Source organism: Dyadobacter chenwenxiniae, from assembly GCF_022869785.1.
GTDB lineage: Bacteria > Bacteroidota > Bacteroidia > Cytophagales > Spirosomataceae > Dyadobacter > Dyadobacter chenwenxiniae.
Genome location: NZ_CP094997.1, coordinates 6705380 through 6718396 on the forward strand (window position 1 = coordinate 6705380; position 13017 = coordinate 6718396).

General features: G+C 45.5%; 14 protein-coding genes. 2 read left to right on the plus strand and 12 right to left on the minus strand.

Annotation, left to right across the window (positions count from 1 at the left end):
- The first annotated feature begins 41 nt into the window (after positions 1-41).
- Complete coding sequence (gene nadE / locus MUK70_RS28790) at positions 42-2102, plus strand: NAD(+) synthase (protein ID WP_234657857.1); 2061 nt, start codon at positions 42-44, stop codon at positions 2100-2102.
- Here nadE and MUK70_RS28795 read toward each other — a convergent pair whose 3' ends face one another.
- The 3 genes from MUK70_RS28795 to MUK70_RS28805 are packed head-to-tail and all read right to left on the minus strand — an operon-like array spanning position 2103 to position 5540.
- The gene (locus tag MUK70_RS28795; protein WP_234657858.1) at positions 2103-3926 is read right to left on the minus strand and encodes an STN and carboxypeptidase regulatory-like domain-containing protein; all 1824 of its coding nucleotides are present in this window, start codon (positions 3924-3926) and stop codon (positions 2103-2105) included.
- Positions 3913-4944, minus strand: a complete 1032-nt coding sequence (locus MUK70_RS28800; RefSeq protein ID WP_234657859.1) for a FecR family protein — start codon at positions 4942-4944, stop codon at positions 3913-3915. Before MUK70_RS28800 ends, MUK70_RS28795 begins: the two co-directional genes overlap by 14 nt.
- A 2-nt stretch (positions 4945-4946) precedes the next feature.
- Entirely contained in the window at positions 4947-5540 is a 594-nt protein-coding gene (locus MUK70_RS28805; protein WP_234657860.1) for an RNA polymerase sigma-70 factor, read from the minus strand.
- A gap of 241 nt (positions 5541-5781) precedes the next feature.
- Between MUK70_RS28805 and MUK70_RS28810 the strand changes: the two genes are divergently transcribed.
- Entirely contained in the window at positions 5782-6501 is a 720-nt protein-coding gene (locus MUK70_RS28810) for a head GIN domain-containing protein (RefSeq protein WP_234657861.1), read from the plus strand.
- Between the two features lies 1 nt (position 6502).
- Here MUK70_RS28810 and MUK70_RS28815 read toward each other — a convergent pair whose 3' ends face one another.
- The 9 genes from MUK70_RS28815 to MUK70_RS28855 form a co-directional block, all read right to left on the minus strand.
- Entirely contained in the window at positions 6503-7222 is a 720-nt protein-coding gene (locus MUK70_RS28815) for a M15 family metallopeptidase (RefSeq protein WP_234657863.1), read from the minus strand.
- Positions 7223-7283: 61 nt separating this feature from the next.
- Positions 7284-8324 (minus strand): toast rack family protein, encoded by a 1041-nt coding sequence (locus MUK70_RS28820; RefSeq protein WP_234657864.1) that lies wholly within the window; start codon positions 8322-8324, stop codon positions 7284-7286.
- 4 nt (positions 8325-8328) lie between these two features.
- Positions 8329-8514, minus strand: coding sequence for a LiaI-LiaF-like domain-containing protein (locus MUK70_RS28825; RefSeq protein ID WP_234657865.1), 186 nt, complete (start codon positions 8512-8514; stop codon positions 8329-8331).
- Between the two features lie 49 nt (positions 8515-8563).
- Positions 8564-9196, minus strand: a complete 633-nt coding sequence (locus tag MUK70_RS28830) for a PspC domain-containing protein (protein WP_234657866.1) — start codon at positions 9194-9196, stop codon at positions 8564-8566.
- A 148-nt stretch (positions 9197-9344) separates the two neighbouring features.
- On the minus strand, positions 9345-9968 hold the full coding sequence (locus MUK70_RS28835; RefSeq protein WP_234657867.1) for a hypothetical protein: 624 nt from the start codon (positions 9966-9968) through the stop codon (positions 9345-9347).
- Between the two features lie 25 nt (positions 9969-9993).
- Positions 9994-10326, minus strand: coding sequence for a DUF2442 domain-containing protein (locus tag MUK70_RS28840; protein WP_234657868.1), 333 nt, complete (start codon positions 10324-10326; stop codon positions 9994-9996).
- A complete protein-coding gene (locus MUK70_RS28845; RefSeq protein WP_234657869.1) occupies positions 10319-10555 on the minus strand; it encodes a DUF4160 domain-containing protein in 237 nt (78 codons plus the stop codon). Before MUK70_RS28845 ends, MUK70_RS28840 begins: the two co-directional genes overlap by 8 nt.
- Before the next feature lie 91 nt (positions 10556-10646).
- Positions 10647-11786, minus strand: coding sequence for an aldose epimerase family protein (locus MUK70_RS28850; RefSeq protein ID WP_234657870.1), 1140 nt, complete (start codon positions 11784-11786; stop codon positions 10647-10649).
- Between the two features lie 38 nt (positions 11787-11824).
- Positions 11825-13003, minus strand: a complete 1179-nt coding sequence (locus MUK70_RS28855; protein ID WP_234657871.1) for a galactokinase — start codon at positions 13001-13003, stop codon at positions 11825-11827.
- Between the last annotated feature and the right edge of the window lie 14 nt (positions 13004-13017).

A 13017-nucleotide genomic window follows, 5' to 3' on the forward strand; every position in this document is an offset into this window, starting at 1 on the left:
GCAATTTTATTAAGTTGCCGGCACAAACCAGAATCGTTTTTATGCCATTGATCAAAGTAGCTTCCGGAGTGGTGAATCAGACGCCGATGGCGTGGGAGGGGAACACGAAGAACATTATTAATGCAATTAATGAGGCCCGTAAGCAACAGGTAAGCCTGCTTTGCCTGCCTGAGCTCTGTATTTCGGGATACGGCTGCGACGACTATTTCTTCGCGCCCGACCTTGTTGAACAGGCCAAGGAATGTCTGCTCGAAATTGTGCAGGAAACCGCCGGAATGGTTGTGGCCGTAGGCTTGCCTGTGCGGCATAACGGAAGCGTCTATAATGCTGCCTGTCTCATTTCAAACAAGCAGATTCTGGGTTTTTATTGTAAACAAAATCTCGCAAACAATGGCATTCACTACGAAGCCAGGTGGTTTCGCCCCTGGCAGCCCGGCATTGTTGAATCCATTGAGGTGAATCAAATGCTGTATCCGATCGGAGATGTACTTTTTGATCTGGCAAATGGCCCTGTTCAGGGCGGCACCAATGGGGTGAAAGTAGGTTTTGAAATATGCGAGGATGGCTGGGTTTCTAACCGGCCTGCACGCAGGCTTTATGAGAGGGGCGTTGACATTATACTGAACCCAAGTGCGAGCCATTTCGCATTTAATAAATTTATGACGCGCGAAAAGCTTGTTGTGGATGCATCCCGGGCGTTTTCATGCAGTTATATTTATACCAATTTGCTCGGTAATGAAGCCGGCAGAGCCATTTACGATGGAGATGCCATGATCGCGTCCAATGGCGACCTGCTTGCCTCGAGCCCCCGGTTCAGTTACGAGGATTACCTGATCACGACAGCGGTTATCGACACAGAATACACGCGGTTGAGCCAGGTGCAAAGCAAAATTGCCTTGGCTAATAAAGACCGCACGTGGCGCGTTGCAGGGCGTTTTGACTTCCCGGATATCGATCCTGTTCTACCACAGGTTCCTGATATCGAGCCATTTGAAAAAGGCGGAGCTTTGAAAGAAGAAGAATTTGCACGTGCAGTTTGCCTGGCTCTGTTTGATTATTTAAGAAAAAGCCGATCCAATGGTTTTACTATCTCACTTTCAGGGGGCGCGGACTCCTGCGCCTGCACTGCCTTATGCGGATTAATGATCAGGCTTGCGGATGAAAGCATTGGCATGGACCGTTTGAAGGAGAAATTGGCTTACGTTAAGGACATTCAGTCTGCCCAAACCGAGGAAGACCTGGCTCTGGTTCTGATCCATAACATTTACCAGGGCACAGAAAACAGCTCCACGGATACTCTGGAATCAGCGCAATCTTTGGCAGAATCCATCGGTTCTACATTTTATAACATTAATATCAATGGGCTTGTCGAGACGTACAAGGGCCTCATTGAAGATCAAATCGGCAGAAAGCTTTCCTGGGAGCAGGACGACATTGCTTTGCAGAACATTCAGGCACGTGTGCGAGCACCGGGCGTATGGATGCTCACCAACCTCTCCAATCATTTACTATTGGCCACTTCCAACCGGTCCGAGGCGGCCGTGGGTTATGCCACGATGGATGGCGACACGGCGGGCAGCATTAGTCCGTTGGCGGGAATTGACAAGCATTATTTACGGCAGTGGCTTCGCTGGCTGGAAACTGCGGGTTGTGAAGTGAAAGGCAAGCATATCAAAATCGAGGGCTTGAAAAAAGTGAACAGCTTGCAGCCTACGGCGGAGCTTCGTCCGCTCGCGCAAACACAGACGGACGAGGCAGATCTGATGCCTTATGAATTTCTGAATGCATTGGAAAAGCTCGCGATCAGGGATAAAAAGTCTCCGCTCGAAGCTTATCGCCATTTACAGGTTCGGTACAAAGGACTTTACGATACGGAGCAGTTACTTGCGTGGACGGAACGTTTTTTTAAATTGTGGAGCCGAAACCAGTGGAAACGGGAGCGTTACGCGCCTTCTTTCCATTTGGATGACCTTAATCTGGATCCAAGATCGTGGTGCCGCTTCCCGATTTTGTCGGGCGGCTTTGAAAAAGAACTGAAAGAATTGAAAGAATATGCTGCGGGCGCTGCCTTGCAAAATGGCAGAAAGCGCATCGGTTTTTAACTAATTGCAAAACCTGATCCCCGCCTGCACACCAACCCAGCCATAGGTTTTGCGGGAGTGGTCCGGTGTCCCGCCGAGCCAGATGGGGCTGAGTCCTTTTGATTTTTCTGTGTCCATCAAGCCCGAATGTTTGCTGGTCAGCAGGTTGACAGATGGCCCCGCAAATAGTGCGAACTGTTTGCCCAGCTTTTTCTCAGCAGCTATCGCCACTTTAAAAAGTCCCGTGTTGACGTCTTCGAGCGGGTCATCCTTAAAAATGACCAGGTTGGCGGTAAAGTCCGCATTAATTCCCCAGCCTTTGCCCAAATTTTGTGCTGTTCCAAAGCCGTAACCCAATGTCAGGAGCGGCTTGTCATCCATGGTTCCGCTGGTCCCTAGGCTGAAAATATTATAAAATGCACTTACGCCTGTTTTGAAGGCTGTGTTGAAATAGTTGAATTCATCGGTCGAGAACTCGTAGCGGCGGTAACCATTCGTGCGGACGTAGCTGAAAATCCCGAAAGGAGTTGTGGCCGAGGAATCCGCATAGTTGACAAAACCGATCTGATGGCCGCTCCGCACTGTATTTGCATAATTATAACCCGCAGAAAGCTGATAACCTTCAAGAGTCCCGACCACCACATTGCCGATGCCTGCAATCTGGAAGCCTCTCAAATTTCTGCCAATGTAGTTGATGAAGTTTGTTCCCTGAAAGCCGTGAATGCTTCCTAATGTGATATTCAGGAAGTTGGCATATTGAAAGCCGGTCACATCCTTGCCGACAATGTTGCTGACCCCAGCCAACTGAAATCCATTCACATTGCCACGCACAACATTGAGGAAGCCGCCAACTTCTAATCTGTTGACACCCAGCGAATAGCCAGCGATCAGGTTAATGGAATAATCGTTGATAATGTTTCCGCTCAGTTCATGGTTTGTTCCTAAAAATGGCAGAATCGAAGCCTGGAACGGTTGATATAATGTATCCTGAATGTTGCGGGTGTGGATCGCCTGCTTAGCGGACGCAAATGCGCTCACGAAACTGCTCTGGACCTTGCGATAAGTTGTCCGAAACTTCTCAGATTCTTTGGTAAGATTAAATTCCGGTCGGCTTGCCGCCATTTGTTCAACAATGGTGTCCAGTTCAAAATCCGGTTCAGACACGTTCTCAAACTGCGGAATCGCCACCTTGTGATGCAGCGAATCTTTGATGGAAACAGCCCGCGCCGCCTTCCCTGAAAGCGGTCTTAATGTATCCGGATTAAGCTTGATTTGTAAATATTTATCCTCCCTGCTTGCGATTGAAATGGTTTTTCCGATGTAATCCTCTTTCCTGACTTCCAGCCGAACGGCCGTCAGCGAGACCGGCAGGCGGATTTTATAATATCCATATTGATTGCTGACCGCGGAAGCGAGTGTGGCCGATTCGTAAATACTCGCATTAGCCAGCTTTCGTCCCGTTTTGTTATCGATGATGTAGCCGTTCAGATCGAAATTCTCGGGCTTTTCGTCTTTTGGGACTTCAATTTTTTGCAAAATAATGTATCGCCGGCGTTCCTTGAAGGAGACTTTATCTTTAAAAATGCTCGTTAATATTTCCCTGACGCTCAGATTGTTGGCCTGAATAGAGACCCGGACCTTCACATCCACCATGTCCGGGCTGTAAGAAAAGCTGAAACCACCTAAATCGCCAATTTTTTGCAACGTTTCGTCCAGCGGACGGTTGGTAACATTTAGCGAAATCCTTCTTTCCAGCAAGTCCTGCGCATTTACAAAACTGGCCATCAACAAAAGCCAGGCGAAAAGAACGCTTGTTTTATGGTTGAGGAAACTATTGGCAGCCATTTCCGTCGAGCCAGTAAACCTTTCCTTCTTTTCTCAGATCAAGATCCAATGTTTCGGCGATGACCGAGAGCGTGGCGTCCAATGGCTCTTTTTCAAAGCGGATCGTAAGCCTGCATTGTGCAATCTGCTGGTTGGATAGTCGCACATCTACGTGATAACCGTCACGGATTGAAGTAATTACCTCATTTAAATCTGCCGCATTGAAATCATAAACCTGCGTGTGGTAACTCAACATATTTCTGTTCGCTTCCAAACCTCTTATCGTATCATCCAACACCTCTGCGCCTTGCCCTTTTACGAGCTGAATCTTTTTCGAGGCTTTGCTAACCTGCACTTTCCCCGTCGAAACATCCACCCGAACCGGCGCTTCTTTGTACGCTTTCACATTAAATGATGTTCCCAAAACGCGTATTTCCGTTCCATTCGCATTGATCACAAACGGATGTTCGGCGTCGGGTTTCACATCAAAAAACGCTTCTCCCTGCAAGGAAACCATTCTGAGATCTCCGTTGAAGTTGGAAGGATAGGTTAATGAAGAATTATAGTTGAGAAAAACTTTGGTGCCGTCTGGCAGCACGCTGTCGCTGGTGTTGTTGGTCGTTGCAATGCGCTGCGTTTCACCGGTTTTAGTAGATTGGAAATGAAACCATCCGAAAGCCAGCAAGGCCAAAGCGACCATTGCAGCCGCCCAGACCGTGATTGGAAATTTCCGCTGAATTGTTTTTGGTGTAAAATCAATTTCGCGCGCTGCTGGTTTCAGGATTTCGGGCGCAATGATGGGAGCTGGCCTGGCCATTTTGGCCTTCATCTTGTTCCATGCAGCATCCGTATTGACCGGGAAACTGGTTTTTGCAGCTTGTGCCGAGTGATCCCAGATCAGCCTGTAAGTAGCCAGCTCGCGCTCATTTTGGGGCGATTGGGCCAGCCAGGCATTCACTTGCTCTATTTCTTTTTCGGAAGCGGTCTCTGCCAGGTAGCGTGCTAACAGCTCTTCCGATATGTTTTCATGAAAATTCATGGTTACGATCTGGTTAGCTGTTCAACAATAAGATAAACCGGCCAAAGCAATCCGGGCAGATAATCTGCAAGCTCAATGCGCAATATTTTCAGCGCCTTACCAATCTGGTTTTCTACTGTTTTTATCGAAATTCCCAGTTGGTCTGCTATTTCGTGGTATTTCAGTTCTTCGAAGCGGCTGAGCCTGAATGCTTTCTGACACTGTTCTGGTAATGTGCTCACTGCTTTTTCTATTCGTTCTTCCAGTTCATTTGCATGGATCACTTCTGTTACCGACTCGTAAGATTGTGCGCCGAAATTCAATGTGTGTTCTTTATGCACCTGCCGCACCGATGCGTGTTTGAAGCGGTTGAGGCAATGGTTGTGAACAGCACGATAGAGGTAGGATTTTAATGATAATGTTATTTCAAGATCTTTTCTTTTCTCCCATATTGTTAAAAAAACGGTTTGTACAACTTCTTCTGACTCTTCCTCGTCTTTGAGTAAAGTGCAGGCGTAATTGCAAAGTCGCTGATAGTAATGTCGGAAAGTCTGCTCAAAGGCTTGTTCATCGCCCTGCCTTATGGCATTGACAATATCTGGGTCGGAAGAGTACACCGAGTTATATTTTTGATTTTCGGTCAAAAATAAATAATCTCTTTCGATTAATGGTTCCCGATAAAGAAGAGCGGTCGCTGACAAGGTTAATTCGCTTTTTTTATAAGACAACTGCCCCCCCCAACACCCCTATGCCAAAAATATTTTTTTATGAATAGGGGGGGCACGGGGGGTAATTGTCTTAAACCAAACGCCCTGATCTGCGTGCATTAGCCATATTTCATAATCATATTTATTAGCCATGAAACATTTTATTTTTTCCATTTCGCTTGCCCTTTTTGCTTTTGTTATCCAATCCTGTGTCTACGTCGATTCCCAGGACGACATTCCGCCGCGTGGCGAAGGAACGAGAACTTATGATTTCCGGAATTTTGATGAGCTGGAAATGGGCGATGCATTTCGGTTGAACGTCAAAGCCGGAAGCTCTTTTTCTGTTTCTGCAAAAGGGGAACTCAACGATCTGGATGATCTGAACTTGTTTGTTGAAAACGGAAAACTAATTGCGCGTTACAACAATTCCTGGCGTAACCGCCGGGAGCCGATGTACATCGACATTACCATGCCGGATGTTCAAAAGGTTGATTTTTCGGGTGCTATTAAGGCAAAAATGGAGGGTTTTGAAAATTTGCCTGGCTTGGAGTTTGAATTATCCGGCGCTTCAAAGGTTGAGTTTGAGGGCTCAGGCCGTGATTTCAAGTTTGATCTCGCTGGTGCGTCGCAGCTTTTAATGTTCGGCAAAGGCAAGTATCTGGACGGTGAACTTTCCGGCGCTTCTCAGCTGGATGCCTTTGATCTCGTTGCGCAGGAATCGGATCTGGAATTGTCAGGAGCCAGCACTGCCAGGGTTTGCGTTTCAGAATTACTGAAAGTGGATGCGAGCGGCGCAAGCAATGTGCGCTATAAAGGCAATCCCGATGTGGATAAGAAAACGTCCGGCGGGAGCACGGTGAAGAAGGAATAATCTATTTGATCATGCCATATTTCGTGCGCGCCTGAGCCTTGGACATGCCATCGAAATGCCACCATTCCGTTGTATTTGTTGCAAAACCAGCCTGATTCATCGCTTTCCTGAGGATCTGTCTGTTGTTGATCTGCTGGCTGGTAAGCCTGCCTTTTTTCAACATTTCCTGTTCGGAACGGGGATAGGCCAGGGGACCGAAGAAATCATATTTGGTCCCCATATCCAATGGTTTTCCTTTTTCGTCAACGACAGTCAAATCCACCGCGCAGCCAAAGTTGTGGTTGGAGCCGGTCTTGGGATCTGCAACATACATTTTCTTGTTTTTTGCTGGAATTTTGAGGTTATCCAGCGCATCCCAAAGTGCAAATTGCACGGAATTCGGGCGGGCTGCGTCGTAAACCAGCAATGTATAATCGGGATGGTTTTTTCTCAAAAGTGCATTTGCTTTCACCAGCCGCTTCGCCATTTCCGGTTGCAGATAAGCGCGATTTAAATCCCCGTAAACGTCTTTTCCCACGAAATTATCGGTTGTAGAATACTTCAATTCAACCTGAATGTTCGGATCCAGTTTTTGAATGTCAACTAATCCCTGATCTATCATTTTTTGTTCCATGGCAGGAATGGTTGTTTTCTTGCCGGATGCATTATCCGTTTTTTGAGCAATGCTCATTATGGAGAAGAAAAGGAGTAACAGACTTATAAACAGGACTTTTTGAGGCATAAAAAAAATGAATATCGTTGCGATAAGCTGCAAAGATATTCATTTCTATTTTCGGGGTGTATTAATAGCGCTTGATGTTGATGCTTGTCAGGCCGCCTTCAAAGTGGATAATGATCTTTTTGGAGGCGCTGTCAAAGTCGGGAGAGCGGTAAAGGCCATTGCTGATTTTGTCCAGATCATCCATATTTTTAGCATTCAATGCGCCGTCCATATGCATTTCACAACCCACAGAGCGAGGCAGCTCCAATGTAATGGATGCGACCCCAGCCTCAATGTCGATGTTTGAAGTGGCAACCTTATCGCCCATTTTTATGTCCATATCGGCAACACCCGTACTTACTTTAAGCTTTTCGACTTTGTAATTACTGAAATCAAAATTGCCTTTTCCGGCGCCGATGCCCAAATCAATGTTCCAGATTGGCCTTTCGTTCAATTGAATTTTGGCTTGGTTGGAAATTTCACCTTTATTGATCTTTACATTACCTTCCTCCATTTTGAGGTTGACAGTGGCAGAGTTATCCAGTTTGTTAATGGATGTATTGGATAAAAAGCCCACCATTGTGCTTTTTGTGTTGGCTTCAAAAAGCTTCTGCGTGTTACCATTCAGTGTGAAAGAACCCGCTCCGCCTTCCAGATGAAAATTGGCTTTTTGAATAAAATCCTCCATTTCATACTTGTAGTTGCCATTGATGGGCCTTTTGCTATCACGGTTCCCACGGTCATTTTCGTAGTCTTCATCCCTATCCTCATCGTCATTATTGTTATCATGGTCATCGTGATCATTATAACCATAATGCTCGTTATCGTCATCGTTGTCCCAGTTCCAATCCCAGTTGTCGGCGTGGCGGTCGAAGGCTTGGTCTGTTTTATTGACAATGCCGCCAAATACAGCAAGCGTAATCAGCAATCCAATTAATCCGCCGAGCCCTCTGCTTTCGTTGCCTTTTGCGATAAGCAATGCTCCCGCTACGATCAGTAATACAGGCCAGTAGGGCAGAATCAGGTCCCAATCAATGTTGAGGAGATTCATATTCCGAAGCAGCCAGAGCATTCCAAATATGACTAGCAATCCACCCCAAACTATACCGCGTGAGTTTTTCATGGTTTTAAATGTTTGAACGGTTGGAAATATCAGAATTCAAGTAGTTACGCAATAATAAAAGCGCACCGGTTGTAATCAGGATAATAGGCCAGAAAAAGCGGCCGAAATCGAATGCTGTTATTTCTTCAATCAAGAAAAGAGATCCGGCAATGATGAGGATCACTCCCCAGAAAATGTTTCGAAAGTTCATGGCTGTATTTATTTAAATGTGAAAACCGGGTCGGTTATAATGCTTTTTATCAATTTACTTTGATCACCTGATCGTCCTCGTCATCCGGTTTTTTCGCTTCGGGATCTTCGGGGAAATGCGTCGTTGATGTTGTCGTCGTCGAGGGAGTAAACGGTGTATAAGGTTGTGGCTCCGGCTCTGGTGCAATCGGATCAACTGGCGGCGGAGGCGTTGTCGGGTAAACAGTTGTGTTATTTTGGTGCTCCTTATCGCGCTGGCGAAGGATCAAAAACGCTCCGATGGCGATTAAAACGATTGGCCAGAAATATTTTTTAAACTGATACCAAACCGGGAAATCGTCGACAAGCATCACAGCTCCGAAAAATATCAACACAGCGCCCAATATCATCACCGTCTGGTCGGATTTCTTTTTGTCTGAAACAGGATCTGATGGTCTTGGCGGATTCGTGTCAAATGATGTGTTGGTTGTATAAATGGTTTCAACTGGTCCGGTTGGCAGCACAGCCCACAGAATAATGTAAATAAATGCAGTCATTCCAAATGTTGGCGGGATCGGCAGCAGCAGCATTACAACGAACAGTACGCGGACTATAACAACATCAATTTGAAAGTATTGAGCAATTCCGGATGCGACTCCTCCGAAAACTGCCTGGTCAGGTATGCGATGCAATTTCTTTTCCATGATTAGCTTAGCGTTTATTTGTAATCAAAGGTAGTAGGTAATGCAAGATACTGCAAATCGGAAAATTATTATCGGCGGGAGGGCGTGTTGAGCGGGTATTTTTAGTGAGAACTATTATTAATTGACTTATAAGAGGGGTTTTTGGATGTTATTGTTCTTCCAAAGCTTCGAGGATGTCCATCATGCTGCCAAAATCTTTGTAACCAGGACGTATTTCCTCGCTTCCGCGTAATGCGATGCCAATGTTTGGAAAAAGTTCTGTGAGCGCGCTTACAGTATATTCATTATCAAGCCCGAAGCCGATCAAGATCGGATATTCGCCAGCCAGGTTTCCCAGCACCTGCATCCAGTTTTCAGTGAGCTCGGCTTCGTTATCACTCTCCAGCAGGAAATGGGACACTTCGCCTTCGTAACGACTTAATATGGAACTGATCTCGTCTGCTTCGTAAAGGTCGACGCTAATTCGGAGGATCAGCGGGAGGTTTAATTCACTTTTAAGATAATTTAAAAGTCCTGGCGATTCCACTTGTACGGAGTGCACGGGATAGTTGGCCAACGTTTGAATGATGGCCTCAGGGTCCGTCTGCGCGGTTTCGGCAATGAGGTTCACGCCGGCCAGCCATGAGCAAATATCCTCAAACTTTTTTGGGGAAATATAATTAGGAGAATCTTCATCAATCGAAAAACCCAGCATTTCCACGCCCATCCCCGCACAATAACGTGCATCGGACAAATTGGTAACATTGCTGATTTTTACTGTTCTGGTAAGCATTGGAAGTGTTAATGAATGAAGATATTTATGCAGCAACGAGCTTTTTGGTTTCTTCTACCAAAAAACCTCTGAGACTAATATCGGCGTCAAGATCGGGCCAGTGGATGCCATAATCCGAAACCTGATACTGGTATAAATGATAATCCTCGGCTTGTTCAAGTATTGGAAACGAGGATAATGCCCTTTGAATGATTCTTTTGTTGTTCAAAATAAATACAATGAGATCCAGATCACGAAAAAAAGTGAAATGCTGAATCTTCAAATTGCTGGACTCAATTATTTTATCAAAATCATCAGAAGCATTGACATTGATATCTTCCTCAGGACCAGATAAAAGATCCATTAACTCTTTACTCATGGAAGGTCGAGTGCCAGGCTTCAATAATGGTTTCATAGTTGTTGGATATTATCTCGATAATGGTCCTCATTTCATTTTTCTTGAATCCCCTGCAGTAGGAAATATCAATAAAAGGCACCAACACGATCCTCGCTTCACTATCGCCCCTTTTAACGTGAACATGGATCGGCTCATGCTCGTTCAGATAAAAGAAAAAACGAAATCCGTGGATAAATAATACGGTCGGCATGGGCAAAAATACTAAAAATACAGCTTATGAAAAAGCGAATCACTTGGGATGCGTGTATCCCGAATGATTCGCTCTTTCCAAGCATATTCATTTACTTGGCCGAGAACCGATATTTTGTTGTCGTCTGGTATGTATCCCCAGGATTCAGCACCGTGGAAGGGAATTGAGGTTGGTTTGGGGAGTCTGGGTAATGTTCTGTTTCCAGGCAGAAGCCGAATCTTTTGACGTAAGTGGCGTTTTTGCCTTTTAATGTTCCGTCGAGGAAGTTTCCTGAGTAGAACTGAACAGCGGGTTCGGTGGTGAAAGCTTCCAATTTACGGCCGCTTTCCGGGTCTTTCGCAGTTGCGAACAAAACTAAGCCTGGTTCTTTGCGTTTCAGCACCCAGCAATGGTCGTAACCGCCGCCGTTTTTGATTTGCTCGTCTTCAACTTTATTAATGCCAGCGGAAATTTTAGTTGGCTTTCTGAAATCAAATGGCGTTCCTTCAACCGCGCGAAGTTTTCCCGTCGGAATCAATGTCGTGTCAATAGGCACAATGCTATCTGATTCAATCATGATCTCATGATCCAGAATGTCTCTTTTCAATCCTGTAAGGTTGAAATACGAGTGGTTTGTCAGGTTTATAACCGTTGGCTTGTCCGTTGTTGCCGTGTAGTTAATGCTTAATGCATTGTCATTGTCCAGGGTGTAAACCACTTTAACAGTCAGATTTCCCGGGTAACCTTCTTCCATATCCTTGCTCACATATTCGAGTTGAAGGCCAACAATCGAATCCTTATTGATTTCCGTCGCTTTCCAGAGCACCTTATCAAAGCCTTTAATGCCGCCATGTAATGAATTAGGTCCATTGTTAATGGCCAGCTTGTATTCTTCATTGTTCAGCTTGAATTGTCCCTTTGCAATCCGGTTGCCGTAACGACCTACTAATGCACCAAAAAACGGGTGACCAGCCAGGTAAGGAGCCAGTGAGTCAAAACCTAGTACGACATCAGCAAACTCACCATTTTTATCAGGCGCAGTTAATTTAGTAATGATGCCGCCATAATTGGTAATATTCACGGTCATCCCTTTTGAATTGGTAAGCGTATAAAGGTCTGCTTCCTGGCCGTCGGGCAGTTTGCCGAAAGATTCTTTTGAAATCGTACTGATCATTTCTTCTTTGTTTGATTTGGAGCAGCTGAAAAGGTAAAAGCTGGTCAGCGCGGTGAATAAAAAGAATATTTTTTTCATGTCAATGGTTAAAGGTTTGCCTGAGAATAGTTTCAAATTCAAATAATTTCCTCTGTGCCCGTGGTGATTTTTACTTTATAACAAGGCAGGTCAATCTGGTATTTTTCCTGGTAAGCTGCTTTCATTTTTTGTTCAAAAGCCTCAACTGCATCTTTTTTAACCAGATTAATTGTACAGCCGCCAAATCCGCCACCCATCATCCTGGCACCCAGCACGGCAGGATCTGCTAATGTCTGGTCTACCAAAAAGTCCAGCTCCGGACAGCTTACTTCATATTCGTGCTGCAGTCCCTGGTGCGTGGCGTACATTTTTTTGCCAAAATCAACCAGATTCCCTTCCACGAGCAGGTCGCAGGCATCCTGAACGCGCTGAATTTCTTCGGTTATAAACTTGCATCTGCGATACACGATGTCGCCCAGTTCGTCTTTGTGCGTTTCGACCATTGCTGGTGTCGCATCTCTGAGACTTTGCACTTCCGGGTGATATCTTTGCAGGATAGCGATGCCCTTTTCACATTCCTGACGACGCGTGTTGTATTCCGAGCTGGCCAGGGAATGTTTTACGTTTGTGTCGCAAAGCACCAAAAGGTAATCCTGCATGGGGAATGGAAAATATTCGTATTCCAATGAGCGGCAATCGAGCCGGATTACAGACTCTTCCTTTCCAAATGCCGAAGCAAACTGGTCCATAATGCCACATTGTACACCAACATATTCGTTTTCAGCCTTTTGGGACATTTTTACGATGCTGAATCTGTCAAGACCGAGATCGTACAATTCATTCAAGGCAAATAGGAGACAGCATTCCAATGCTGCCGAGGAAGATAATCCGGCACCAACCGGCACATCGCCGCCGAATGTGGTCTGGAAACCGCCGATTTTTAGTCCTTTTTTATAGATCTGCTCAATAATCCCCAACTGATAATGAGTCCAGGACTGCGCTGGTTTGGAAAGATCCTGAACGGAAAATGAATATGTCTCATCCAGGTCTGCGGCGTGCAGGATAACCTGGTCGTCGTCTCTTGCCTCAATCACAAAATAAACCGCCTTATCTACGCTGGCTGGCAGCACGAAGCCATTGTTATAGTCTGTATGCTCGCCGATCAGGTTAATTCTTCCCGGCGAACGAAAAGTCCTTACCTGATCCGGATTTGATGTTTCGCCAAACTTCTGGAAATACTTTTCCTTTATCTTTTCTGCTATATGTGTTTGTTGCATTAAATGTTTGATCT

Excerpts from the sequence above, each read along its gene's own strand:
- nadE (WP_234657857.1), top strand. The coding sequence starts at position 42 with ATGCCATTGATCAAAGTAGCTTCCGGAGTGGTGAATCAGACGCCGATG.
- MUK70_RS28795 (WP_234657858.1), bottom strand. The coding sequence starts at position 3,926 with ATGGCTGCCAATAGTTTCCTCAACCATAAAACAAGCGTTCTTTTCGCC.
- MUK70_RS28800 (WP_234657859.1), bottom strand. The coding sequence starts at position 4,944 with ATGAATTTTCATGAAAACATATCGGAAGAGCTGTTAGCACGCTACCTG.
- MUK70_RS28810 (WP_234657861.1), top strand. The coding sequence starts at position 5,782 with ATGAAACATTTTATTTTTTCCATTTCGCTTGCCCTTTTTGCTTTTGTT.
- MUK70_RS28815 (WP_234657863.1), bottom strand. The coding sequence starts at position 7,222 with ATGCCTCAAAAAGTCCTGTTTATAAGTCTGTTACTCCTTTTCTTCTCC.
- MUK70_RS28820 (WP_234657864.1), bottom strand. The coding sequence starts at position 8,324 with ATGAAAAACTCACGCGGTATAGTTTGGGGTGGATTGCTAGTCATATTT.
- MUK70_RS28825 (WP_234657865.1), bottom strand. The coding sequence starts at position 8,514 with ATGAACTTTCGAAACATTTTCTGGGGAGTGATCCTCATCATTGCCGGA.
- MUK70_RS28830 (WP_234657866.1), bottom strand. The coding sequence starts at position 9,196 with ATGGAAAAGAAATTGCATCGCATACCTGACCAGGCAGTTTTCGGAGGA.
- MUK70_RS28835 (WP_234657867.1), bottom strand. The coding sequence starts at position 9,968 with ATGCTTACCAGAACAGTAAAAATCAGCAATGTTACCAATTTGTCCGAT.
- MUK70_RS28840 (WP_234657868.1), bottom strand. The coding sequence starts at position 10,326 with ATGAGTAAAGAGTTAATGGATCTTTTATCTGGTCCTGAGGAAGATATC.
- MUK70_RS28845 (WP_234657869.1), bottom strand. The coding sequence starts at position 10,555 with ATGCCGACCGTATTATTTATCCACGGATTTCGTTTTTTCTTTTATCTG.
- MUK70_RS28850 (WP_234657870.1), bottom strand. The coding sequence starts at position 11,786 with ATGAAAAAAATATTCTTTTTATTCACCGCGCTGACCAGCTTTTACCTT.
- MUK70_RS28855 (WP_234657871.1), bottom strand. The coding sequence starts at position 13,003 with ATGCAACAAACACATATAGCAGAAAAGATAAAGGAAAAGTATTTCCAG.